Source organism: Rhodospirillales bacterium (assembly GCA_016710335.1).
Lineage (GTDB): Bacteria > Pseudomonadota > Alphaproteobacteria > Rhodospirillales > Defluviicoccaceae > JADJXQ01.
In genome coordinates this window covers 334,036-359,339 of sequence record JADJXQ010000004.1, presented here as the reverse complement: position 1 = coordinate 359,339, position 25,304 = coordinate 334,036, and the positions used below count along the sequence as shown (strand labels likewise).

At 64.6% G+C, this 25,304-nt stretch carries 22 protein-coding genes; 15 read left to right on the top strand and 7 right to left on the bottom strand.

The features are described from left to right. Positions 1-5: 5 nt before the first annotated feature. Both IPM60_09330 and glgX read right to left on the bottom strand, forming a co-directional pair. Positions 6-896, bottom strand: a complete 891-nt coding sequence (locus IPM60_09330) for a Ku protein (GenBank protein MBK8908094.1) — start codon at positions 894-896, stop codon at positions 6-8. Positions 897-1,134: 238 nt separating this feature from the next. Next, on the bottom strand, positions 1,135-3,375 hold the full coding sequence (glgX, locus tag IPM60_09325) for a glycogen debranching protein GlgX (GenBank protein MBK8908093.1): 2,241 nt from the start codon (positions 3,373-3,375) through the stop codon (positions 1,135-1,137). Positions 3,376-3,661: 286 nt separating this feature from the next. Here glgX and IPM60_09320 point away from each other — a divergent pair, with 286 nt between their 5' ends. Further along, complete coding sequence (locus IPM60_09320) at positions 3,662-4,909, top strand: hypothetical protein (protein MBK8908092.1); 1,248 nt, start codon at positions 3,662-3,664, stop codon at positions 4,907-4,909. Positions 4,910-5,026: 117 nt separating this feature from the next. Here IPM60_09320 and IPM60_09315 read toward each other — a convergent pair whose 3' ends face one another. Then, positions 5,027-5,539, bottom strand: a complete 513-nt coding sequence (locus tag IPM60_09315; GenBank protein MBK8908091.1) for a hypothetical protein — start codon at positions 5,537-5,539, stop codon at positions 5,027-5,029. Positions 5,540-5,760: 221 nt separating this feature from the next. Here IPM60_09315 and IPM60_09310 point away from each other — a divergent pair, with 221 nt between their 5' ends. The 7 genes from IPM60_09310 (at position 5,761) to IPM60_09280 (ending at position 12,122) form a co-directional block, all read left to right on the top strand. Then, positions 5,761-6,426 (top strand): ROK family protein, encoded by a 666-nt coding sequence (locus tag IPM60_09310; GenBank protein MBK8908090.1) that lies wholly within the window; start codon positions 5,761-5,763, stop codon positions 6,424-6,426. Between the two features lie 42 nt (positions 6,427-6,468). After that, positions 6,469-6,741, top strand: a complete 273-nt coding sequence (locus IPM60_09305) for a hypothetical protein (GenBank protein ID MBK8908089.1) — start codon at positions 6,469-6,471, stop codon at positions 6,739-6,741. A gap of 60 nt (positions 6,742-6,801) precedes the next feature. Beyond that, positions 6,802-8,400, top strand: coding sequence for an ABC transporter substrate-binding protein (locus IPM60_09300; protein ID MBK8908088.1), 1,599 nt, complete (start codon positions 6,802-6,804; stop codon positions 8,398-8,400). Between the two features lie 209 nt (positions 8,401-8,609). Continuing rightward, the gene (locus IPM60_09295; GenBank protein ID MBK8908087.1) at positions 8,610-9,620 is read left to right on the top strand and encodes an ABC transporter permease subunit; all 1,011 of its coding nucleotides are present in this window, start codon (positions 8,610-8,612) and stop codon (positions 9,618-9,620) included. 16 nt (positions 9,621-9,636) lie between these two features. After that, a complete protein-coding gene (locus IPM60_09290; GenBank protein ID MBK8908086.1) occupies positions 9,637-10,569 on the top strand; it encodes an ABC transporter permease subunit in 933 nt (310 codons plus the stop codon). A gap of 13 nt (positions 10,570-10,582) precedes the next feature. Further along, a complete protein-coding gene (locus IPM60_09285) occupies positions 10,583-11,608 on the top strand; it encodes an ATP-binding cassette domain-containing protein (protein ID MBK8908085.1) in 1,026 nt (341 codons plus the stop codon). 82 nt (positions 11,609-11,690) lie between these two features. Next, on the top strand, positions 11,691-12,122 hold the full coding sequence (locus IPM60_09280) for a hypothetical protein (GenBank protein MBK8908084.1): 432 nt from the start codon (positions 11,691-11,693) through the stop codon (positions 12,120-12,122). A gap of 19 nt (positions 12,123-12,141) precedes the next feature. Here IPM60_09280 and IPM60_09275 read toward each other — a convergent pair whose 3' ends face one another. Next, a complete protein-coding gene (locus tag IPM60_09275) occupies positions 12,142-12,354 on the bottom strand; it encodes a hypothetical protein (GenBank protein MBK8908083.1) in 213 nt (70 codons plus the stop codon). A 90-nt stretch (positions 12,355-12,444) separates the two neighbouring features. Continuing rightward, positions 12,445-12,861 (bottom strand): VanZ family protein, encoded by a 417-nt coding sequence (gene vanZ, locus IPM60_09270; GenBank protein MBK8908082.1) that lies wholly within the window; start codon positions 12,859-12,861, stop codon positions 12,445-12,447. Positions 12,862-13,070: 209 nt separating this feature from the next. Here vanZ and IPM60_09265 point away from each other — a divergent pair, with 209 nt between their 5' ends. Further along, positions 13,071-13,784: a hypothetical protein gene (locus tag IPM60_09265; GenBank protein MBK8908081.1), complete on the top strand. Its 714-nt coding sequence runs from the start codon at positions 13,071-13,073 to the stop codon at positions 13,782-13,784. Here the strand turns inward: IPM60_09265 and IPM60_09260 are convergent. After that, a complete protein-coding gene (locus IPM60_09260; GenBank protein MBK8908080.1) occupies positions 13,750-14,967 on the bottom strand; it encodes a glycosyltransferase in 1,218 nt (405 codons plus the stop codon). The two genes, IPM60_09265 and IPM60_09260, sit on opposite strands and share 35 nt — an antisense overlap. Positions 14,968-15,088: 121 nt before the next feature. After that, positions 15,089-15,898 carry a class I SAM-dependent methyltransferase gene (locus IPM60_09255; protein ID MBK8908079.1) on the bottom strand — a complete coding sequence of 270 codons (810 nt, stop codon included), beginning with the start codon at positions 15,896-15,898 and terminating at the stop codon, positions 15,089-15,091. 120 nt (positions 15,899-16,018) lie between these two features. Between IPM60_09255 and IPM60_09250 the strand changes: the two genes are divergently transcribed. From IPM60_09250 to IPM60_09225, 6 genes are all read left to right on the top strand, one after another. Beyond that, positions 16,019-17,599 carry an FAD-dependent oxidoreductase gene (locus tag IPM60_09250; protein ID MBK8908078.1) on the top strand — a complete coding sequence of 527 codons (1,581 nt, stop codon included), beginning with the start codon at positions 16,019-16,021 and terminating at the stop codon, positions 17,597-17,599. A gap of 371 nt (positions 17,600-17,970) precedes the next feature. Further along, the gene (locus IPM60_09245) at positions 17,971-18,954 is read left to right on the top strand and encodes an NAD-dependent epimerase/dehydratase family protein (protein MBK8908077.1); all 984 of its coding nucleotides are present in this window, start codon (positions 17,971-17,973) and stop codon (positions 18,952-18,954) included. An 84-nt stretch (positions 18,955-19,038) separates the two neighbouring features. Further along, positions 19,039-20,976 (top strand): asparagine synthase (glutamine-hydrolyzing), encoded by a 1,938-nt coding sequence (gene asnB, locus IPM60_09240; GenBank protein MBK8908076.1) that lies wholly within the window; start codon positions 19,039-19,041, stop codon positions 20,974-20,976. A 206-nt stretch (positions 20,977-21,182) separates the two neighbouring features. Then, positions 21,183-22,994, top strand: a complete 1,812-nt coding sequence (locus IPM60_09235; GenBank protein MBK8908075.1) for a hypothetical protein — start codon at positions 21,183-21,185, stop codon at positions 22,992-22,994. A 61-nt stretch (positions 22,995-23,055) separates the two neighbouring features. Continuing rightward, positions 23,056-24,093, top strand: a complete 1,038-nt coding sequence (locus tag IPM60_09230) for a flippase-like domain-containing protein (protein MBK8908074.1) — start codon at positions 23,056-23,058, stop codon at positions 24,091-24,093. A 111-nt stretch (positions 24,094-24,204) separates the two neighbouring features. Next, positions 24,205-25,251, top strand: a complete 1,047-nt coding sequence (locus IPM60_09225; GenBank protein MBK8908073.1) for an NAD-dependent epimerase/dehydratase family protein — start codon at positions 24,205-24,207, stop codon at positions 25,249-25,251. The last annotated feature ends 53 nt before the right edge of the window (positions 25,252-25,304 follow it).

Genomic DNA, 25,304 nt, shown 5'->3' with positions numbered 1-25,304 from the left:
GCCACTCAGGCGGATTTGCGGGATCGGCTGCCGGCGGACTTGCTGCGCGGACCCGCGGGCTTGGAGGCGGGCTTCGCGGCAGGCTTCTTGCCGCTCTTGTCGCCCCCGCCGCCTTCACGCTCCGCCTCGTCGACGCTGCGCCGGAGCGCGTCCATCAGGTTGACCACCTTGGCTGGCTCGCGCTTCTCGTCGCCGACCGGAGCCGGGCGCGACTGGAGCTTGGCCTCGATGAGTTGACGGAGCACCTCCTGCTGATGGTCCTTGAACTCGTGCGGGTCGAACGTGCCGGTCTTTTTGTCGATCAGCAGCCGCGCGAGTTCGACCTGTTCCGCGTCTGCCTGCATGTCCGGGATTTCGTCGAACACGGTCTTGGCCTTGCGCACCTCCTCGGCGTAGCGGAGCGTCTCCAGGATCAGGCCGCGGCCGCAGGGCCGGATCGCCGCAACATGCTCCTTGCCGGAGAGGGTGACCTGGCCGAGCGCCGTCTTGCGGGCCTCCTTGAGGGCGTCCCGAAGCACGATGAACGGTTCCTGCGCCATCTCGGAGTCCGGCGCGACGAAATAGGGACGGTCGAAGTAGATGGGGTCGATCTCGTGCGGATCGACGAAGCGAAGCAGGTTGATGGTGTGCTTGGACTCGACCTTGATCTGGTCCATTTCCTCGTCGGTGAGGGTGACGTACTGGCCACGCTCGTACTCGTAACCCTTGACGATCTCGTCATTCTCGACCGGGCCGACGTCGGGCACGACCCGCTGGTAGCGGACCCGTTCGCCGGTGGGCTCGTGGATCATGTGGAAGGATAGGCGGCGTCCGGACGACGTCGCGGGGAACAGGCTGACGGGGACGGACACCAGCGACAGCCGGATCGTTCCCCGCCAGTAAGCGCGCGGCGCCATGGTCCATCAACTCCGACTTGAGAGACTGATAGCGTCGCGTCCCCTCTCGCCCCGACCCTCTCCCGCGCGAGAGAGAGGGACAGGGAGAGGAGGCGCATCGGCCGGCCGGCCGCGGCGGGAGCGAAGGTCGGCCGGGTCGAAAGTGATGTGCGGCATCTGGAGAGCCTCCGACAGACGACAACGCACCCACGGCGCTCGCGGTTCCGCCCTGTCGGCGGAACGCGTCGAGCCCTGGGACCTAATCGTCGAGCAAGCCGCGGGCCGCTGCCTGCGCCTCCTGTTCCCGCTGCGTTATCTCGGCGAGTACGTGGAAGGTCCGCCATGTACGGCGGTCCGGCTTCAGTGCGAGCAGGGCGAGCGCGCGCGCAGGGATCTCGTAGTGATCGCCGCTCCGCGTCGTCAACAACGGATCGACGCGACCCGGAGCGGCTGTGTCGATCAGGCTGAGCCAGGCGCTTCCGCCGGCGACCGTCGGCAACGTGAAGGACACCGCCTCGTAATGGGCGTTGAGGATCAGCAGCAGGGTCGCGTCGGCACCCGGCCGCTTGATGCCGGAGGGCCGGGAACGGCCGTCGAACAATGCGCCGAGGCACCGGGCGTTGGCATCCGACCACTGCTCCGGTGTCATCTCCGTCGCCGACGGCGTCAGCCAGGTCACGTCCTTCACGTCCAGGTCCGGATCATAGGCGCCGATAAGGAAGTGGTTGCGGTGCAACACCGGATACGACTGGCGGATGCTGATCAATTCGCCGACGAACTCGGCCAAAGCCTGGCCGTCCTTGTCGATCGCCGTCCAGTCGAACCAGCTGATCTCGTTGTCCTGGCAGTACGGGTTGTTGTTTCCGCGCTGGCTTCGGCCGAACTCGTCGCCCGCCAACACCATCGGCGTGCCGAGGGAGAACAGCAAGGTCGCGAGAAGGTTACGCTTCTGGCGCTCGCGTAGCTCCCGGATCTCGGGATCCTGGGTCGGCCCCTCGACGCCGTGGTTCCAGCTGATGTTATGGGAGTGGCCGTCGCGGTTGTCTTCGCCGTTGGCCTCGTTGTGCTTGTCGTTGTAGGTGACCAGGTCGTTCAGGGTGAAGCCGTCGTGGGCTGTGACGAAATTGACGGTCACCCACGGGCGCCGACCGCGGTGATTGAAGATGTCGCCCGAAGCGCTGATGCGTGAGGCGAACTCCGGAAGTTTGCCGTCGTCGCCCTTCCAGAACGCGCGCACGGTGTCCCTGTATTTGTCGTTCCACTCGGCCCAGCCGGGCGGGAAGTTGCCGACCTGATAGCCGCCGGGGCCGATATCCCACGGTTCCGCTATCAGCTTGGTCTGCGACAGGATGGGATCCTGGCGCACGGCGTCGAAGAACCCGCCGCCCGGATCGAAGCCGTGGACCTCGCGGCCGAGGATGGTGGCGAGATCGAAGCGGAAGCCGTCGACCCGCATCTCGGTCGCCCAGTAGCGCAGGCTGTCGAGCACCAGCTGCAGGACCCGCGGGTGGCTGAGGTTGAAGGTGTTGCCGGTGCCAGTGTCGTTGATGTAGTAGCGCGGATTGTCCGGCATCAACCGGTAGTACGACGCATTGTCGATGCCCTTGAACGACAGGGTCGGACCCCTCTCGTTTCCTTCCGCCGTGTGGTTGTAGACCACGTCGAGGATGACCTCGAGCCCGGCGTCGTGCAGGCGCGCCACCATCTCCTTGAACTCGTTGACGAATGGCGTCGACATGTAGCGTGGGTCGGGGGCGAAGAAACCGATCGTGTTGTAGCCCCAATAGTTGCGGAGGCCTTTCTCGATCAGGTGGCGATCGTCGATGAAGGCGTGAACCGGCAGCAGTTCGATCGAAGTCACGCCGAGGCTCTTGATGTGATCCACCACATCGTGCTGCGCCATGCCGGCGAACGTGCCGCGGAGCGGCTTCGGCACCAGCGGATGCAGCATGGTATAGCCGCGCACGTGGGCCTCGTAGAAAATCGTCCGCTCCCAGGGGATGCGCGGTGACCGTTCCTCGCCCCAGGAGAACGCCGGGTCGATGACGCGGCACTTGAGCATCGCAGGGGCACTGTCGCGGCGGTCGAAAGACAAGTCGTCCTTGCGCGACCCGATGCGGTAGCCGAACAGCGCGTCGGTCCACTTGAGTTCGCCGACTAGCGCCTTCGCGTAGGGATCGAGCAGCAGCTTGTTGGGGTTGAAGCGGTGACCGTGCAAGGGGTCGAACGGGCCATGCACCCGGTAGCCGTAGACCGTGCCGGGGCGGGCGTCGGGCAGATATGCATGCCAGACCTCGTCGGTGTACTCCGGCATTTCGATGCGCTCGATCTCGCGCCGCCCGTCGGTGTCGAACAGGCACAACTCCACCTTGGTGGCGTTGGCCGAGAACAGGGCGAAGTTCACCCCTCGCCCGTCCCAAGTGGCGCCGAGCGGGTGCGGCGCGCCTTCCCGCACCCGCGAAGCACGCGCCACGCGCGGCGCCGACAGCAGCTTCTTCATGCTAGTCAAAGACGTGGGTCTCATCGGTCATATCCCTGCAGGTGCGACGCTGAGCAACGGAATTCGGTTCAAATCGTGCGATTGACGCTTGATCGTATTGCAGTTGGTTAAGCATGAACCAGCCGTTGAAGTTCCGCAACCGCGAACGGCGCCCCGGCTAGGTGCGGTTGGACCCGAACCGACCGCGAAAATGACCCTAAAATTTTTCTGACCTTATTTTCGCCAGAAACGCCCCTTAAGCATCACTCACGCGCGTCGGGAAAACAACACAACAGAGAGGTGAATCATGGGGTTGTCCAATAAAAGCAACCTGTTGTGGTACTATGACTCGAGCGATATCAGCTCGGACGAAAGATCGGCTTTCAACAAGTGGACGAGCAGTCTTAATCAGTCCAAGCATGAGCGCTTTACCTTTGACAAGGGCCAGCCGGATGGCAAGTTCTATTACATCAGACACAATGATAACGGCATCAAGATCGAAGACAACGGCTGGTTGAAATTCGACAAGGATCCAGGCGACCGAACTCACGTTCAGCTGGAAATCGCGAGCGACGGCAACGAACCCTGGTCGAAGCCTGATCTCAACGGCCGCGTCTTGGCGGACAAGTATTTCGAGGTCGGCTTCAAGGCGAAGCTGGCGCCGGAGACGTTGGATAATCTGGCGTGGGTCAACGTGTTTCAGAGCACTCAGGTGACGGGCGCGACGACGAACCCGCCGCTCGGCATCAACGTGGTTAAAACCGGAGGCACGAAATACAACGGCGAAGCGCGTTGGGTCTTGAAGGCCTACGGCGACAAGGGCGACGGATCGTCGCCGGACGTGACATATCAGAAAGTTGGTCCGTCCAAGGTTGTCGCCAACAAGGTTTATGACCACGTGGTCAAGTTCGAATTTGCGGACAACGGCAAGCTCGAATGGTATCTCGATGGAAAATTGCAGTACAAGACGAGCGGTCTGCTGGGATATAAAGCGGAAAACATCAAACCGAAGATCGGCGTCTACGGCGATGGCGACAAGGCCATCTCGTTCAACGACGCCTACCTGAAATATGCAGACGGATCGTCCCCCAGCACCAGCAATTCTTCGGGCAACTCTTCTTCCGGTGGGTCTTCGTCCGTCATCGACAAGGATTCTGGTTCAACGGGCAAGTTGGACTCCGTCGCCGGCAAGGGCGGGTCGTCCGATATCGGTGCCGGCACCTACAAGCTGTCCAGCCTGGATACCACGGGCTACACGAACAGCGGCAAGAACCTTCTGAAAACCCACGGGAAGGGCAGCTTCAAGTTCGATTGGGACGGGCCCGACAAGAAGGTCGCCATGACCCTGAAGTACCAGGAAGAGAACGACGGCAACCCGACCGCTCAGATCCGCGTTGATGGCAAGACGGTCGACAGTTGGAAGTTCGACAGGGGCAGTGACCTGGAGACCCACGTCACCAAGCTCGACCTCGACCGCGGTGACACGGTAGAAATCATCGGCATACCCAACGCCGGCGCCTACGCGCGCTTCGCGGACTGGATCGATATCGGCTGATCGGTCAACATCGGGCGGGGTGCGCCAACTTCATGTTTGGCGCACCTTCGCTGCGACGGCAGACATGCCTGATCTGCCTCCGGATCGTCTCGACGTGCTCAAGTCCGGCGGAGCGCTTCAGCGCTCCGGCCGGACATCCGGTTCCGGCCGGCCACTGTCGTTCGGGTCGGCGGCGCGAAAGTCTCCCCTGTCGAAGTAAGGCGGCAGCAACGACATCGGCTCGCGGGCGGTCATGTTGGCCACCAGGATGCCGGCCGCCATGAAGAAGGCCAAAATCCCCGCGGCCATGCAGAACCGTTGGACGCCGCGCGGCACGGCGACGTGATAATCGTTGTCATAGCGGTGATATGAAGGATCGTTGTCGTCGAGTTGTCCCCGCTCCTCGCGGCTCAGTACGACCCGCGCGTAGTGCCGCGCCCAGTGCGGGACGTCGTTCTCCAGCATGTATGCGGAGAACAGTCGGTCGACCAGCGCCTCCGGCAGGTCGTGTCCGAACCATTCGCGGTAGGCAAGCTGAAGAAACTGAAATTCGCCGACCTGCAATAGGTTGGCGGCCGATCCGACCACCGAGCGGTCGGCCATCTCCAGTTCTTCCCGGTCGGGATGCAACAGTATCTGGAAAAAGTTCATGACGGCCTCGCCCCGGTGACTCCGGCCTGAACCGCAGGATCCCGGTGTGCGCCCGGGGCCGCTAGCCGAATGCTTCATCTTAAGCTTATACTCGGGCCGCGCGCTACAAGACCGTTCTGGAGGCTCACAAGTGCGTGATCCGGGCGCAATAATCGCGCACCGCCACGCAAGCGGGGCATCTTGAAGCTTATACTCGTTGAAGCTTATATTCGGGCGACCTCATGGACATCCTGGTGATCGACGTCGGTGGCGCCAGCATCAAGATGCGCACCAGCGCCTCCCCGGAAATCCGGCAGATTCCTTCCGGGCGTGCATTGACGCCGGCCCAGATGATCGAGCGGACGTTGGCGGTGGTCTCGGATTGGCGCTTCGACGCCGTCTCGCTCGGCTACCCCGGCGTGGTGCGGGATGGGCGCCCATCGCTTGAGCCGCACAATCTGGGGCCGGGGTGGGTTGGGTTCGACTACCAGCGGAGCTTCTGCAGGCCGCTCCGGATCGTCAACGACGCGGCGATGCAGGCCATCGGCAGCTACCAGGGCGGGCGCATGCTGTTCCTCGGGCTCGGCACCGGACTTGGCTCGGCCCTCCTCGTGCACGGCACCGTGCACGGCCTGGAGATTTCCCAGCTTCCCTACAAGGCCGGCCATACGTTCGGCGGATTTCTCGCCCAGCGCGGACTGGAGCGACTGGGCTTGGCGGCGTGGCGAGAAGAGGTCGCCAACGTCGTCTCGCTACTGCGCGACGCGCTGGTCACCGACTACGTCATCCTCGGCGGCGGCAACGTCCGCCACCTTGACGCGGTCCCGCCGTTCTGCCGGCCCGGCCATAACGCCAACGCCTTCGAGGGCGGGTTCCGCCTGTGGAAGGATCCGGAGATCCGATTATGAACAAGGTGGTCGTCGTGCTGGGGTGTCTGGTGTTGGGGAGCTTTGGCGGTTGCCGGCTGCGCCCGCCCGGAGTTGCTGTCCGGCACGCCGGATGCTGCGTGGGTCAAGGAACCGATGATCAGCTTCGGCAACGCCGATACGCCGGCCGCCGAGCATTGCGCGCGGTACGGCAAGGCAGCGGTGTACCGTGGCAGCCTGGCGGACGACGACGCAGATCGTGGCAAGTTCATCGGCCCGACGGGTACGCACGTGCCGATCCTTGTCTATGACTGCCGCCGGCAGGCCAGCCCCGGCATTGACAGACGCGGCAGTTAAGTTTTTATCTGAACGAAACTCGGCGGTTCCGACTGCGCCGCTTCGATTGGGAGGAAATCCATGAGAATTCCCGCCTTAACTGCTGCACTGGCAACCGCCGTCCTGGTCTGGATGGCCGGCGCGGCGAACGCCAAGACCTTTGTCTACTGCTCGGAAGGCAGTCCTGAAGGCTTCAACCCTTCGCTCTACACCTCCGGCACGACGTTCGATGCCACGGCCCGCAACATTTTCAACCAACTCGTCCAGTTCGACCGCGGCACCACCAAGATCGTCCCCGGCCTCGCCGAATCCTGGGACGTGTCGGATGACGGCACCGAGTACACATTCCATCTCCGCAAGGGCGTCAAGTTCCATACCACGGACGACTTCACCCCGACCCGCGATTTCAACGCGGACGACGTCCTCTACACGTTCAACCGGCAATGGAAGCCGGAGCACCCTGATCACAAGCTCTCGGGCGGCCAGTATGAATATTTCAACAGCATGAACATGCCGGAGCTGTTGAAGTCGATCGAGAAGGTGGACGATCACACCGTGAAGTTCACCCTCACCCGCCCGGAGGCGCCGTTCATCGCCAACCTCGGCATGCAGTTCGCCTCGATCCTGTCGGCCGAGTACGCCGAGAAGATGCGCGAGGCCGGCACGCCGGAGAAGATCGACCATGATCCGGTCGGCACCGGACCGTTCCAGCTCGTCAACTACCAGAAGGACGCGGTGATCCGCTACAAGGCGCACCCGGACTACTGGGGCGGCAAGGCGCCGCTCGACCGCCTCATTTTCAGCATCACGCCAGATGCCGCGGTGCGCTACGCCAAGCTCAGGGCCGGCGAATGCCATCTGATGCCCTATCCCAACCCGGCCGATTTGGAGGCGATGAAGCAGGATCCCAGTCTCAAGGTCCTGTCCCAGGAAGGCCTCAACGTCGGCTACCTCGCCTTCAACACGGAGAAGGAGCCGTTCACGGACAAGCGTGTGCGCCAGGCGCTCAACATGGCGATCAACCGCGACGCCATCATCGACGCCATCTATCTGGGCGCCGGCAAGAAAGCCAAGAACCCCATTCCGCCGACCATCTGGTCCTACAACGAAAGCGTCGAGCCGTACCCGTACGACCCGGAGGCGGCCAAAAAGCTCCTCGCCGAGGCGGGCTACAAGGACGGGTTCAAGACCGACCTGTGGGCGATGCCGGTGCAGCGGCCCTACAATCCCAACGCGCGGCGCATGGCGGAGATGGTCCAGGCGGACTGGAAGGCGGTCGGGGTCGACACCGATATCGTGACCTATGAGTGGGGCGAATACCTCAAGCGCTCCAAGGTCGGCGAGCACCAGACGGTGCTGCTCGGCTGGACCGGCGACAACGGCGATCCAGACAATTTCCTCTACGTCCTGCTCGGCTGCGAAGCGGCCAAGGATAGCGCCAATCGCGCCCGCTGGTGTCATAAGCCGTTCGACGACCTGTTGCTGCAGGCCAAGAAGACTACGGACGTCGAAGAGCGCACCAGGCTCTACGAACAGGCGCAGGTGATCTTCAAGGAAGAGGCGCCGTGGGTCACCGTCGCCCACTCAGTGGTGTTCCAGCCGATGCGGAAAGAGGTCGAGAACTTCAAGATTGACCCGTTCGGCGGCCACATCTTCTACGGCGTGGACCTGCAGGAGTAGGCACCGGACACATCCGCTGTCAGCATCTCCACCGTCATCGCGAGCCCCCGCCGGGGCGCGGCGATCCGGAGCCCCCGCCGGAGCCCCTGCCGGGGCGTGGCGATCCAGAGTGCCCGCAGCGCGCGTGTCGGCTCCCGGATCGCTACACCGGTTTCGCCTCCTCGCGATGACGGACGGGGTGCCTGGCCGTAAAGGCACGGCACTTTGAAATGCTGAGATTCCTTTTCACGCGCCTCGGCCTCGTGATCCCGACGTTCATCGGGGTCACGCTGCTGACCTTCGCCCTGATCCGCCTCGTCCCAGGCGATCCCATCGAGCTTCTGGTCGGCGAGCGGGGGATCGATCCGGAACGGCATGCCGCGTTGCGAGCCGAACTCGGCCTCGACCAGCCGCTGCTCAGCCAGTACGTCGTCTACATTACCGACGTGCTGTCGGGCGACCTCGGCCGCTCGATCGTCACCAAGACGCCGGTGCTCGACGAGTTCCTGGCGCTGTTTCCGGCGACCGTCGAGCTTGCCGTCTGCGCCATTGTCTTCGCCGTCGCCATCGGCCTTCCGGTCGGCATTCTGGCGGCCATGAAGCGCGGAAAGTTCCTGGATTACGCCACCATGGGGGTGTCGCTGACCGGCTACTCGATGCCGATCTTCTGGTGGGCGCTGCTGTTGATCCTGTTGTTCTCGGTCAACCTCGGCTGGACGCCGGTCTCGGGGCGACTTTCCGTGATGTACTACGTGCAGCCCGTCACCGGCTTCATGCTCATCGACACGCTGCTGTCTGACGAGCCGGAGGCGTTCTGGTCGGCCGTTCGCCACCTGATTCTGCCGACGATCGCGCTCGGCACCATTCCGCTCGCCATCATCGCCCGCATGACGCGTTCCTCCATGCTGGAGGTGCTTGGCGAGGACTACATCCGCACCGCGCGCGCCAAGGGGATGCCGCCGGCGCGCGTCATCGGCCTGCACGCGCTCCGCAACGCGCTGATCCCGGTGGTGACGGTCATTGGCCTCGCGGTTGGGGTGCTGTTCGCGGGAGCCATTTTGACGGAGACCATCTTTTCGTGGCCGGGCGTCGGCAAGTGGCTGGTGGAGTCGGTGCGCCGACGGGACTATCCGGTGCTGCAGGGCGGGGTTCTGCTGGTGGCAAGCGTGGTGATGGCGGTCAATCTCATCGTCGACGTGCTTTACGGCATGATCAACCCGCGCATTCGGTATCGGCGCTGACGGAGAACGCGCGGCCATGACCCAACGCATCGATGCCGCCACCGCGACGATCGCGCCCGAAGCAACGCCGGCGGGTGTCGCCGAGGCGCCGCCCCATCCCATCGTCGTGTTCTGGCGCTATTTCAGCGCCAACCTGGGGCCGGTGATCGGCCTGGTGGTGATCGTCGTTCTGGCGTTGGTCGCCGTATTCGCGGACGTGCTGGCGCTGCATCACCCGAACGTGCAGTACCGCGAGGCGTTCCTGGCGCCGCCGGTGTGGAGCGCGGGCGGCTCCTCGCGCTTCCTGCTCGGCACCGACGACCTCGGCCGCGACATCCTGTCCCGCATCATCTTCGGCGCCCGCGTCTCCCTCTCCATCGGCTTTCTGGTGGTGACCTTGGCGCTGGCGTCGGGCATCGCGCTCGGGCTGATCGCCGGGTTTGCCCGCGGGATCGTGGAGATCGCCATCATGCGGGCGATGGACGTGATGCTGGCGCTGCCGAGCCTGCTTCTCGCCATCGTCATCGTCGCCATCCTCGGGCCGTCGCTGATCAACGCGGCGATGGCGGTGGTCATCGTCCAGTTGCCGCACTTCGTGCGCCTTACCCGCGCCGCCGTGATCGGCGAGCTCTCCAAGGACTACGTCACCGCCAGCCGGGTCAGCGGCGCCGGGACGCTCAGGCTGATGCTGATCACGGTGCTGCCCAACTGCATGGCGCCGCTGATCGTCCAGGCCACCCTCGGGTTCTCCACCGCCGTGCTCGATCTGGCGGCGCTCGGCTTTCTCGGCATGGGCGCCCAGCCGCCGACGCCGGAGTGGGGCACGATGCTCGCCAATGCGCTGCAGTTCATCCAGCGCGCCTGGTGGGTGGTGACGTTCCCGGGACTCGCCATCCTGATCACGGTGCTGGCGTTCAACCTGGTCGGCGACGGGCTCCGCGACGCCCTCGACCCGCGCCTGAAGCGCTAGGACGACCCGTCCCATGCCGCTCGTCGAAATCGAGAACCTGTCGGTCGAGTTCGGGCCCGTGGACCAGTCGTTCCGCGCCGTCGACAACGTCAACCTGACCATCGACACGGGCGAACTGCTCGGAATCGTCGGAGAATCCGGGTCGGGCAAGAGCGTCACCATGCTGGCGCTCATGGGCCTCATCGGCTACCCCGGCCGGGTGTCCGCCGACCGTCTGCAGTTCGGCGACACCGACCTGATGAGCCTGTCGTCGTCCGCCCGGCGGCGGATCGCGGGCCGGGACATCGCCATGGTGTTCCAGGAGCCGATGACCAGCCTCAACCCCTGCTTCACCATCGGCTTCCAAATCTCCGAGACGCTGAAGGTGCACGAGGGCGGCAGCCGCCGCGCGCGCCGCGCCCGCGTCGTCGAGCTTCTCGATCAGGTCGGCATTCCGGCGGCGGCGTCGCGGGTCGACTCGTTTCCGCACCAGTTGTCTGGCGGCATGAACCAGCGTGCGATGATCGCCATGGCCATCGCCTGCAACCCCAAGCTGCTGATCGCCGACGAGCCGACCACCGCGCTCGACGTGACGATCCAGGCGCAGATCCTCGACCTGCTGCTCGGCCTGCAGCGCGACCGCGACATGGCGCTGGTGTTGATCACCCACGACATGGGAGTGATCGCCGAGACGGTGAAGCGGGTGGTGGTGATGTATGCGGGTCAGGTGGCCGAGAAACGGCCGGCGGACACCCTGTTCACCGCGCCGCGCCACCCATACACTGCGGCGTTGCTTGCATCGCTGCCGGAGCGTGCGCTGGTCAAGGGCCGGTTGCCGACCATCCCCGGCGTCGTCCCCGGCCAGTATGATCGGCCTCAGGGTTGCCTGTTCCACCCTCGCTGTCCTTACGCCGATGACCGCTGCCGGCAGGAGCAACCGCTGCTCAGCCCCGATGCGACCGGCGCCGTGCGTTGCCACTATCCCCTGAACGGGGACCCCCATGATGGCGCCTCAGCGGCTCCGCAGCAGTCGCGCAATCCTGTTGCAAATCAACGATGACGGCGGCACAGTCGCGCGCTCGCGGCGTGCGTGAACGACGTCCGGAGCGGGCGTGTCCTGGTCCTCGATGAAGGAGCGAAACATGCGAAGCGTTTATGCCACGGCGGCGGCCATGGTTGCCGTGCTCGGGGTGACGGCGTGCGGCGACGGCGAACCGGAGGTGGCGGATATCCCCTATGACCAGGTGCGCGCCGCCATGGAAGGAGACGCCGCAGCGTGGAGATCCTATTCCTCCGAAATCAAGGGCAAGACGGTGCGCTGGACTGGCCGGATGGTGCGTGCCGAGCGCGTCCGCGGCGACGATTACGTCGAGGAAGGCGAGGCATACATCGACATGGACGCGGACGGGCAGGGCTCGCCGGCGCCGGACGTGGTGCTGCAGATTCCGGTCTCGCAGGTCGACGCGCTGAACACGCCGGAGCGGCCGGTCACCTTCCGCGCCACCATCCTGGGCTTCGTGCCCGCGGAGGGCGGTCAAATGATCGAAATGAACTTGAAAGAGCTTGCGGAATAGGCCCGCGGCCGCACCCTGGTCAGCCGAACAGCACCCGATACGCGGTCAAGAACAACAGTAGCGTGGTGGCGCAGGAGCACAGGCAAAGGAAGAGCCCGAGGCGCCGCCATTTCACCTCTTCGTCGTCCGGCAATGCCTGGTCCGCCTCAGCCGATTCGCGAGGCGGGTCGACCGCGCGCTGAGGAAAATGGCCGAATGCCGGCTGAATCAGGCCTTGGGCTTGAGTTTCCATACCGCTTTCTCGCAATGAAGCTTGCATTACGCAGTATGGACAACACTACACCCAAACGGGCTACATTCAACAGGTTTTTGTGCACGTTGCTCATTTTCCGGCCCCTTGCGCCAGTCTCTTATCGCACGCACGGGCGCTGAACAGGAGTCGTCTCGCAATCGCAGCGAGGAGCAACCCGATGAGCACGCCGGCGGTGTTGGCGACGATGTCGGAACCAGCCGGAACGCGCCCCGGCACCATGGCCTGAACGCCTTCGAGGCCGCAGCCGAGCACGATGAGAGCCACGGCCAGCACCGCCAAAGCTTTCTGTTGCGGGAAGGACAGCAGCCCGAGCATGGTCAGAACGAAATAGGCGAAGGCGTGCTGGATCTTGTCGGAGACATCCGGGAAGGCAGAGGTGGTCTGCGGTGCCACAGAGAGATAGATGACAGCGAGCAGCGCCACGACGAAGCCGGCGCGCGCGCCATAGCGGATCCAGATGGCCAGCGTGTTCGTCCGTCCGATCATCCCGATCTCATCCCGTGCATGTGGACACCGGTACCGATCCCGGCTAAGCAGCAGGGGCCGATCCCGCTTTCGCCACGGATAGGGCCGCACGACCGATGTCTTGCCGCGGACCGTTTCTTGTTGACGCGCACGTTCATGTTTACCCCGAATTCGATCCCGAGCGGCTTTTATCTGCAGCTTTGCGCAATGTCCGGGCCGCGGCCGCACGGTTGAACGCCGATCCCGGCGAACGGCTGAACGCCGATCCCGGCGTCGGCGGTTGCATCATGCTGACAGAGACCGCCCGCGACCATGCCTTTCGCGGCTGGCGAGACGCGGCCGATGCGGGCGCGCGCAACGGCTGGGCGTTCGAGGGGAGCGGCGAGGAGATCTCGCTCTATGCGCGGAGCCCCGACGGCGCGCGCCTGCTCGTGGTGGCCGGGCGACAGATCGCCACGGCCGAGGGTCTGGAGGTCAGCGCGCTCGGCGTCGATCGGGAGTTTGCGGACGGCGCCGATCTGCCGGCGAGCATACGCGCCGTCCACGACTCCGGCGCCGTCGCCGTCCTCCCGTGGGGGTTCGGGAAGTGGTGGCTGAAGCGCGGCAAGCTGATCGCGGCGGCGGTCGAGGCCGGAGGCGCCGATCGGGTGTTCGTCGGCGATAGCGGCGTCCGTCCCGGATCGCTCCCGCAGCCCCTGCCTCTTCGCATGGCTGAGCGTCGCAACCTGCCGATCCTGAGCGGGAGCGATCCGCTGCCGCTGGCCGGCGAGGAGGACCGCGCCGGCAGCTTCGGCTTCGTGCTCGACGGAGAAATCGACCAGGAACGGCCGGCGGAGGGCCTGAAAACCTTGATCCGCGCCCTGTCCGCTCAACCGCGCACGTTCGGCACGCACGCCGCAACTGCGGCCTTCATCCGCGATCAGGTTCGACTCCGCCTGCGCTGATTACGGCACGGGCTCCGGCGCCCCCCGTCATGACGGCGTACGCCTCGGCCAGCTGCCGCTTGAAGATGTCGAAGGTGTGGCGCTCCAGCAGCAGCGCTCGGGCACGCGCTCCCCGCGCCGCGGCCTCGGCCGGATCCTTGAAGGCCTGGATGAAGCCGGCGGCCATACCCTCAGCGGTCGGCGGCATCAAGAACGCCGCGTCGGGAGGCAGCACCTGCGAATGGGTCGGGAAGTCGGTGGCCACGATCGCCCGGCCGCTCGCCATGTAGGCGAAGATCTTGAGGGGCGTCACCAACGGCTCCTGACGCGGCGAGGCGAGGATTTCTGCGACCCCCATGAACTCCGGCATGGTCTCGACCGGCCGCCGGCCGGCGAACATTACCGCGTCCCCGATACCCAGTTCCGCCGTCACCGATCGCAGATGGCGTGTCTGGTCCTCGTCGCCGCCACCCACCAGCAGCAGCATGGCGTCGGGAGTGTCGCGCAGCACCGTCGGCATGGCGCGCACCAGCACGTCGACGCCCTGGCGCCCGTCGAAGTTGCCGGTGTAGGTGATCACGCGGCGCCCCACGAGGCCGAGTTCGTGACGCAGCCGATCGACGGCCTGCGGGTCGGGGGCGCGGAGGCTTTCTTCCGGCGGTATGTCTTTGATCTCGAACACCGGCACCGTGGCGTTGTCGGCGCGCGCCAGCTCGACCAGGGACGCGGCGACGGCCAGCACCCCGGACGAGCGCCGCAGCGCCCAGCGTCGGAGCACGCGCGCGGGCGACGACAAGGCGCGCACCACCGGCGACGAGCTCGCCGACAGCTGATAGCACAGGTCGGAATCCAGATCGGTGATGGCGGCGGCGCCGAACAGGCGCGCCAGATGCACTGCGTAAAACGCCGATTCCTCGATTGCGTGGACCGCCGCGAAGCGCTGCGAGATCAGCAGGCGCAGCACCGCCGGCAGCAAAAAGACGTGGTACGCTGCCTTGGCGAGGGAAAAGCCGACCGGGACGTCGCCGCTGAACGGCAGACGCGGCACTCGGTGATAAACCAACCCCGGCATGGTCACCGTCTCGCCGATCGGCAACGTCACCAGATGCACCTCATAGCCCAGCTCGGTGAGCGCGCGGCACATGTAGAGAATGTTGATGGGCGTGCCCGTCACCCGGAAAAACGGCTGCGGAGCGATCATCATCACCCGTCCCCGGGCGGGGCTCGGCGGTGGCGGCGGCGCTTCGGACATGGCGGACTTTCGGCTGTTGGCAATGTGGGTGGGAGGCCGGTGAGGCGAGCGACGGGAAATGGCTGGTGATGCGCTAACGCTCCGCCACCAGCAGCGCCGGTCCGCCGAACCTGCGGGTGACGCCGATGCTGCGGGACAGGCGCTCCAGCGCCCGCGACGCCGCCGGCCGCCGCAACGTGCGATGCACGACCATCGGCACCCCGAACTGACGCTCCACCTCGATGCGCTCGAAGCCGAGACCGTGCAGCGCCCCCTTCAACTCGGCCTCGGTGTAGCAGAAGTAGGGCCGGGTATTGCCTTCGAGGCGCCGTTTGACACGAAACAGCAGCGGTTCGAGAACGTTGGCGCCGGAGCGCGGCGGGTAGTCGATGAGGAGCCGGTGACGGGCGACCCGCGCCATCTCGGCCAGCAACTCCCGCCAGCGCTCCACATGCGCCATGAGGCGAATGGCGATGACCGTGTCAAACGCGCCATCGCGGAACGGCAGGCTCCAGAGGTTCGAGGCGACGAACTGAAGCCGATCCGCCTCGTCCCGCATCAGGGGTTGGAGACGGTCGGCGCACGCCGCTTGACTGCCCTGAACCCACACGCGACAGCCGCGCCGCAGCAGCATCGGCGTCAACTGGCCGTGGCCGCCGCCCACCTCCAGCACGGTGCGCAGCGCCTGACCCTGGCCTGCGGGCGGGCCGAGCAGCCGATCGACCGCCTGTTCCTGGCTGTCGAGCAGAAAGCGGCCGACCGTCCCGTCAAAGCGGCGCGCATAGCCGTCGCTGGACGTCTCGACGTCGGGCGTCAAGGTATCGTGTTCAATGTCCGCCATCTCGCGCGACGTAATAACTCCAATCTTGGGAACGCGCCACCAAAGTGCGGCAGTAGTATTCATCGATTTGGTCCGCTCCGTCTGATATCCCTTGTTCGCTGGAGCCGAATGTGGCATGAACACGTAAAAGTTGCAAGCTGACGCACTGGTAAAACTTTTTTGCGACGAGGAGCAGGTGACGGAGTGTTGACGCCGAGACGGCCCGTCGAGCTTGCGAGGCGACGCTACGACGTGATCATCGTCGGAGGCGGCGTCTATGGCCTCATGCTGTCGCTGGAGGCGACGAAGCGGGGACTGACCCCCTTGTTGGTGGAGCGTGGCGATTTTGCGGCGGAGACGTCGCACAACAGTCTCAGAATTATCCATGGCGGCTTTCGCTATCTGCAAAGCCTGGATCTACGGCGGTTCCGGGAGTCGGTTGCGGAGCGCCACTGGTTCCTCCGCACCTTTCCGGAATTCGTCCGGCCGCTGCCCTGCCTGCTCCCCCTTTACAACCGGGGCCTTCAGCGGCCGCCGGTGCTGCGGGCGGCGCTTGCGCTGAACGACGTGCTGTCGTGGCGGCGAAACCGGGGCGTTCGCAGCGACCGGGTGCTGCCGGGCGGGCGGGTCATCGGGCGCGACGAGACGGTGCGTCTGTTCCCCGATGTCGATCCGCGCGGCCTCGTGGGCGGGGCGACCTGGACAGACGCGTTCGCGCCCGATATGCCGCGTTTGATGATCGCGATCCTGCATCGCGCCTGCGCCAGCGGGGCGGCGGTGCTGAACTACGTCGAGGCTACCGGGTTGCTCCGCGACGGGCCGCGCGTCGCCGGCATCACTGCGGTCGATCGGGCGGCGAAAAGCGAGCCAGCGGGCAAACCCCTGGAGTTTCGGGCGCCGGTGGTGATCAACGCCGCCGGCCCGTGGGCGCGGCAGTTTGCCGCTGCGTGCGGCGACGACCGGCCGGACCTGTTCGCTCCGTGCCTGACTTGGAACGTGGTGTTCGACCGCCCGCCGCTGTCGGACTACGGTCTTGCGGTTCCGCCGCGCCGTAGAGGCGCCCGCGCCTACTTTCTGGTGCCGTGGAAGGGCGTGCTGTTCGCCGGAACCGGGCAGGCGCCATGGTCGGCCGACAACGGGCCGCCGCGGGTGAGCGAGGCCTGCCTTCAGGCGTTCATCGACGATCTCAACGACGCCATCCCCGGCCTGGGGGTGCGTCGGGACGAGGTCGCGCGGGTGTTCGGTGGCGTGCAGCCGGCGGTTCGTCCGGGGTCCGATTCGCCGGCGTCGCGGGTGGTGTTCGTCGATCATCAGCGGAAGGGCGGACCCCAGGGCCTGTTCAGCGTGAGCGGTGTCAAGCTCACCACCGCGCGCCGCGTCGCCGACACCATGCTGCGCCGGGTGTTCCCTCACCACACGCCCGCCCTTGCAGACGAAGACGCTTCCTTAGCGGCCGAGGCGGGAGCACCTTCCGAACTTGCGTTCGGGTCGATGCCCGCGAGCAGCGATCGCCAATGGCTGGCGCCGCTGGAACGGGCGGCGGCGACGGAGAGCGTCGTCCACGTCAGCGATCTGATCCTGCGTCGCTCCAGCCTCGGAGACAACCCGGCGCGGGCGCTTGCCCTGGCGCCCGCAGCGTGCGAGCGACTGGGTCACGAAGGCGCTGCCGCCCGGCTGGAGATGGACAGGCTACGCCGGGAGTTGACGCATCTTTGCGATCCGTGCGAGGGCATGATGGCCGGCGCACGCAGGCGGATCGCCAGTCCGGCCCGCAGCGCGGGCTGACGCCGCCGCAAGGGCGGTAGTAATCTTCTGCAATAACGATATCATAGGTAGTTGTGCCGCTCAAGATTTCGCGTTATACGGTGCATGCCAATGATCTTGACCCGATGACAATGGTGCGTAACATCAACCGTGTCCCGGCCCGGGGGCACAACCCGGCGGGAACAGGCAAAGGCATTGCTGTTCGACGAGCAACGGCAGGCTTGCCCGTGTGGATCAAACAGCAAGCTTGCGTGTGTGGATCAAAAAGAGGATGAACTCGCCGACGGGGCAGGTTGCCGTCCTGGACGCCATCTTCGCGGAGCAGACCAAGGGCCGGCCTCTGATCTTGCCGACCATTGCAGGATCCGCGTGTCTCTAATGGAGGTCTGTTCGTGAGAATTCTCGTCACCGGGGGGACGGGCTTTACAGGCAAGGCGCTGGTAAGTCGCCTCCTGAACGACGGCCACGAGGTGGTCGCGCTCGACTACAAGGAAGGCCTGAAGACCGAAGAGTTGCGCGCGAGCGGCGCGGAAGTGGTGATTGGGTCGGTCACCGACAAGGAGATTCTTGAAAGGTGCATGCCAGGCGTCGATGTGGTGCAGCATCTGGCAGCGGCGTTCCGCGAACTCAACGTGCCCGACACGTACTACTACGACGTCAACGTCAACGGCACCCGCAACGTTCTCGATGCGGCGCAGCGCCACGGCGTCCGAAAGGTGGTTTATTGCAGCACGTGCGGGGTGCACGGCAACATCGACAACCCGCCGGGCGATGAAGACGCTCCCATTCAGCCGGCGGACTACTATCAGAAGACCAAGTACCAGGCCGAGCCGTTCGTCAAGGAGGCCAGCAAGAACGGCCTGGATGCGGTGATCCTGCGGCCCGCGGCGATCTACGGGCCGGGCGATCCCGAGCGTTTCTTCATGATTTTCAAGCGCGTCTCCAAGGGCAGGTTCCCGATGTTCGGCAACGGCCGGACCTTCTACCATCCCCTCTACATCGACAACCTGGTCGATGCTTTGGTGCTGGCCATGGCGCCCGGCAAAGGCACCGGCGAGGCGTACCTGATCGCCGATGAGCAGTATGTCACGATCGAGGACCTGGTCCGGCGCATCGGCAAAGCGCTGAACGTGAACGTCAAGGTGCCGCACTACCCGGTAATGCCTTTGGTCGTCTCCGGGCACGTCATGGAGACCCTGTGCCGGCCGTTCGGCATCACGCCGCCGATTTTCCCGCGAAGGGTCGACTGGTATCGCCAGAACCGAGCCTTCAAGATCGACAAGGCCAAGCGGGATCTCGGCTACGATCCGAAGGTGGGCCTGGACGAAGGCCTGAAGCGTACCGCCGAGTGGTATAAGCGAGAGGGCTATCTCTAAACGTCCCGATCCTGTAGCGAAATGTTAACCCGGATCGGCCATCGTTAGCCGGACCAGGTTTGTCCAAGAAAGGGGCACCACTACGTGTGTGGCATTGCCGGCATCGTCTCCAGAATCCATGGAGACGCCATACCAAGGATGACGGCCGCGCTGGTTCACCGCGGCCCGGACGACGACGGCTACTACCGAGACGACGAGATCGCGCTCGGCTTTCGCCGGCTCAGCATCATCGATCTGAGCGGCGGCCATCAGCCCATCCCGAACGAAACAGACACCGTCCAGCTCATCTGCAACGGTGAGATCTACAACAGCCCCCAGCTGCGCGAAGAACTGATCAGCCGTGGACATACGTTCAAGACCAAGAGCGACGTCGAGGTCATTCTTCATCTGTACGAGGAACACGGCAAGGACTGCGTCAAGCACCTGCGCGGCATGTTTGCGTTTGCGCTGTGGGATAGCGAAAACAAGCGCTTGGTTTTGGCGCGCGATCATACCGGTCAGAAGTCCCTGTTCTACGCCAAGCTCGGTGACGGGCTGATCTTCGCTTCCGAAGCGAAGGCTATCCTCGCCTCGGGACTGGTCGCACCGGACATCGACTTGAACGGAATGTGGCATTACATGTCGCTGCGCTTCATGCCGGCGCAGTACAGCATGTTCAAGAATATTCACAAGCTGCCGGCGGCAACGACGCTGGTGTGGGAACGCGGCCGGTTCAGCGTCGAGGAATACTGGCAGGTTTCGTTCGTCAACAAGCTGCCGGCCGATCAGGCCGCCATCGAGGAGAGCCTCGACGCCATGCTGCGGGAGACGGTGCAGATGCACCTTCTGAGCGACGTGCGCGTCGGCACCTTCCTCAGCGGCGGCATCGATTCCGGCACCATCTCCGCCATGGTCGCCTCCGCTAGCTCGGAGCCGGTGCCGACATTCTCGATCGGAGTGCGCGAGCAAAGCTTCAACGAGCTGCCGTACGCAGAGCAGGTCGCCAAGCGTTACGGCATGGAATGGCACAAGGAGGTGGTGCAGGCGGACATCCTCGATCTGCTGCCGACGATGGTCTACCACCTGGAGGAACCGGCGGATCCATTCGGCGTCGGCGTCTACCTGGTCTCCGACCTGGCGAGCAAGCACGTCAAGGTGGTGCTCGGCGGCGATGGCGGCGATGAGAACTTCGCCGGGTACGACCGCCACGCCGGCCAGCGCATGCTCGATTATTACAGCCTGCTTCCGGCCTGGCTGCGGCGTTCGGTCATGAAGTCGCTGATCAGCGCGATCCCCAACACCTTCAACTACAAAAGCCTCGCCCAGCGCGCCGCGTGGATGAACGACTTGTCGCTCTACGACGCCAGCGAACGCTATGCGCAGAGCATGACATTCCTCCGGTTTACGCACGACGTAAAGGAGCGGCTGTTTACCGCGGGCGCCAAGGCGCAAATGGGTGATGTCAACTCGGTGGACCGCTACCTGAAGTTTTTCAATGCGGATAACGCTCAGGATCTCGTCGATCGGATGTTATACACCGAGCTGATGACCCGCATGCCGGACCACAACCTCGTCATGGTCGACCGGATGACGATGGCGCACTCGCTCGAATGCCGCTCGCCGCTGATCGACCACAAGCTGGTGGAGTTCGCCGCTTCCATACCGGGCTCCATGAAGCTGAACGGCACCAAGCTCAAATACATCTTCCGCCGGGTCGCGGCGCGGTATCTGCCGAAGGAATTGGTGTTTCGCGAAAAGCAGGGCTTCGGCTTCCCGCTCGGCAAGTGGATGCGGGGCGAACTGGCGCCGTTCGTCAGTAACCTGTTCGCCGAGTCCCGCTTCGTGGAGATGGGGGTTTTCGACGGCGACGTCATGCGCTCGATGTTCGATGAGCATCTGAGCGGACGCCACGAGCACTCGTTCCGCCTGTGGATCCTGGTGAACCTGGAGATCTGGCATCGGATTTTTGTGGAGCAGCAAAGCGTTTCATCGACACAAACCCACATCGCCGACCTGATGGGCGCGACCGAAAAGGCGGCGTGAGCGGAGGACGATGTAAGGCGCGGACATCGGCCGCGTATCATCCACTCGAGCGCGGCGCGTCAACATGGCAGGTGCCCATGGCGCGGTCGAGGGCGGAACTTCAGGTCGCATTCGGCCTGCTATAAGGTCTGGCCTTTGACGGGGTCGAGCCTTGAGCGGCGTCGGATGTGGCCGGAACACTTGAACGGAAAAGGACGAAAGCTGGCATGCGCATTCTTGGGATCACGGACGGGCAGACATCGGGAGCAACGATCATCGAGGATGGTCGCATCATCGCGGCGATCAACGAAGAGCGTATCGCCCGCATCAAGATGGCGCGCGGCTTTCCGCGGCAGTCGATCGCCGAGGTGTTGCGCCTGACCGGCACCAGCCCGGAGGATATCGAGGCGGTCGGCGTCGCCCATGTGAACATGGAGATGCGCGAGAAGATCATGGACTGGCCCGGCTGGTTCGAAGCGCGCGGCGACGATGACGACCTCCACAGCACCTTTTTCCAGATCGCCGGCAAGTACGGGCACCTCGCCGCTGACATTCCGCTGTTGAAGTGGGGGTACTACTCGCTTCGAACGCCGGCATACAAGCAGCGCCGCCGCCGCATCGGGGTCATCCTGAAAGAAGAATACGGGATCGATGCGCCGGTCCGCTTCATCGACCATCACTACGCCCATGCCACGTCGGCCTATTACACCAGCAATTTTGATGACGCGTTGGTGGTCACCATGGACGGCGGCGGCGACGGCCATTGCTCGCAGGTGTACAGCGTGCGCAATGGGGTGTTCGAGAAGCTTAATGCCGTCGACTCGTACAACTCGATCGGCAACTACTACGCCTACGTCACGGCGCTTTGCGGCTACAAGGCGAAGCGGCACGAAGGCAAGATCACCGGGCTTGCAGCACGCGGCAAGCCGATCTACCGGGATCTCCTGGAGCGGATGATTGCCTGCGAGAATGGCCAACTGCAGAACCGCGGCAAGGTGCTGTTCAACAGCGCCCTTGAGCGCATCCGCGAGGTGCTTCCGACCGGTTGGACCAAGGAAGATCTGTCGGCGTCGATCCAGGTGCTGTCGGAAGACATCGCCAAGAAATACGTCGGCTACTGGGCGGAACAATCCGGGCACCGCAATGTCGCCCTCGCCGGCGGCCTGTTCGCCAACGTCCGCATCAACGAGGAGGTCCATTCCCTCCCCTCCGTCGACAACATCTTCGTCCATCCCGGCATGAGCGACGAGGGCTTGGCGGTCGGCGCGGGACTGGCAGTCCAGGGCAAGCTCGACCGTCAGCGCAACCGCCCGTTCGTCCGGCGCGAGTTGCCCACCGTCTACCTCGGCAACGCGTACGATGACGACGCCATCGCCGCAGCGGTCAAGGCCTCCGGCCTGGAGAGCGAGCATCACCCCGGCAGTGTCGAGGTGGAAATCGGCGAACTCCTGTCCCAGGGCAAGGTCGTGGCGCGCTTCAACGGCGCCATGGAGTACGGCCCGCGTGCGCTCGGCAACCGCAGCATCCTCTACCAGCCGGGCGACCCGTCGGTGAATGACTGGCTGAACGAGTTGCTGAAGCGCACCGAGTTCATGCCGTTCGCGCCGTCGTCGCTGTTCGAGCACTCGGAGCAGCTTTACGAGAACATTGACGGCGCCGTGGATACGGCGCGGTTCATGACCGTCACCTTCCACTGCACGCCGTGGATGGTGGAACGATGCTCGGGCGTCGTTCATGTGGACAACACCGCGCGGCCGCAGATCGTGCGGCGTGTCGACAATCCGTCCTACTATCGGATCATCGAGGAGTACCACAAGCGGACAGGCGTGCCGGTCGTCATCAACACGTCGTTCAATATCCACGAGGAGCCGATCGTGCGTTCCCCGGACGACGCCATTCGCGCCTTTTTGGACAGCGCCCTGGACTATCTGGCGATCGGCAATTTTCTCGTCAAGGGTCCGGTCGGCAGCGCCGCGACCCGCAAGAAGGGAAGGCAAGAGCAAGTGGGGCCACGCCACCACGCCGTCACCGCACGATGATCACGTCGTGGTTTACCAGGGGGGAGCGCACCCCGAGGTTGATTAACGGTCGGCGCCGGCGGTGAGCGAACAGGCGTCTGGAGTAGAGCGGCGCGGCTGGGGGAGCCCGGCCGCGCGGAGCGCCGCTGCATGGCTGCGCCGGCATGGCGGAACGCTCCGCGTCGTCACCACCATGGTCTTGATCACGGTGCTGCTGAGCCAGGTTTCGTTTGGCGATCTGCACGTCCGGCTGCGGGGGTTGGCAACGGACTGGCCGCTCCTGATGATCGCCGCCCTTCTGCCCGGCATCGGGGTGTTGATCAGCGCCCAGCGTTGGCGGGTCATTCTCGCCGGGCTCGACAAGGCAATTCCGATGAGCGTGCTGGTGCGGGGACAGCTGGTCGGGGTGTTTTTCAACCAGCTCCTGCCGTCGACGATCGGCGGCGATCTGGCGCGCAGTTGGTGGACTCACCGCAACGTCGGTTCGCACGTGTTGAGTCTGACCGTGGTGGCGATCGACCGGCTGATCGGGCTGATCGGCATCTGCGCGGTGGCGTTCGTCGCGGCGTTGCTGAGCCCGGACGTCGTCGCCACCATGCCCCTGTTCTGGCTGACCGGGTTGATCCCGGTCGCGGTGGTCGGGCTGCTGCTGGTGTTCGCGCACCCGCGCACAGCGATGTGGGGCCGCCGACTGCTGAGCCTCCCCGGACTGCGACTGGTTCGGGACAAGGTGGCGATCGCCTACCAGGGCATCGCCGGCCTGCGCTCCCGCTGGTCGAGACTATGCACGGCGCTGGCGCTGTCGATCGCGCTGATGGTGGAGATCGTCGTGCTTTACGTGCTGATCGCGGTCGCATTCAACATGCCGGTCAGTGCGGAAGCGCTGGCGGTTCTGGTGCCGATCGTGTCGATCATCGCGATGCTGCCGGTCACCATCAACGGCATCGGCTTGCGGGAGGGCGCTTTGGCGGTGCTTGGCGCGCCGTTCGGGATGACGATGGCCGACGCCATCGTGCTGGCTTGGACGGTGTTGCTGCTGCAGTCGCTATACGCGGTCCTCGGCGGCTTCGTCTATATGGCTGGCCGCCGGGCGACAACGGAAGCGACAGCATCGCGCTGACGGTAGATTACTCAGGGAGGGAGCAGGTCATCTGCAGCCAACAGATTTGCATGGCAACCGCACGACGGTTTCAGCGCGGGCAGCCTTGTCCGCAGCGGAGCATCCGATTTCATGAGTAACGAAACGGTTCTTGTCACCGGCGCGTCCGGGTTTACCGGCGGTCACTTGGCGCGGCGCCTCGCTCGCAACGGTCACACCGTGCGCGCGCTGATCAGATCACCGGTCTCGCCTTCCTGGCCGGACGTCCGCGGCATCGAATTCGTGCAGGGCGACGTGCGGGATCCTGCGGCCATGAGGGCCGCCGCCACGGGCGTCGATACCGTCTACCACATCGCCGCCGCCTATCGGCAGGAAGGGATCGAGCGCCAACACTTCTTCGACATCAACGCCACCGGAACGGAGAACGTGCTCGCGGCCGCGCTGGAAGCCGGGGCTCGCCGCGTGGTCCATTGCAGCACCGTCGGCGTCCACGGCGATGTTCAGAATGCCCCGGCAGATGAAGAGGCGCCCTACGCGCCCGGCGACCACTACCAGCAAAGCAAGCTTGAAGGAGAGATGATCGCCCGCCATTACCAGAAGGACACCGACCTGGCGGTGACTATCTGCCGTCCCGGAGCGATCTACGGCCCTGGTGATCTCCGTTTCCTCAAGTTGTTTCGGGCGATCAAAAAGCGGCGGTTCCTGATGATCGGCAGCGGCGAAGTGGCGTATCACCTGACCTTCATCGACGATCTGGTAGATGGATTGCTGCTGTGCGGCACCCGGGAAGAGGCGGTGGGCGAGACCTTCATCATCGCCGGCAAAACCCACACGACCCTGAACGAAATCACCAGCCACATCGCCGAAGAACTGGAGGTTACGGTTCCGAGACTCCGGCTTCCGGTGTGGCCGTTCTACTGGGCCGGGTATTGTGTCGAGCACGTGTGCCGGGCGATCCGCGTCGAGCCGTTTCTCTACCGCCGCCGTGTCGACTTTTTCGTCAAGTCGCGGGCGTTCGACATCACCAAGGCGCGCACCCTGCTCAACTACGCTCCGAAGGTCGGCGTCCGCGAGGGGGTGCACCGCACGGCGGAGTGGTACCGGCGTCAGGGCCTGCTCGCCATCTGTTCTCTTCTGTTGTTGAAGGACCAAGCGCTCTTGCTCGTTATGGCGGTTTGAACGCCAACCGGATAGGCTAGTGCAGCGGTGCATTCAAAGAATGCACCATTGCT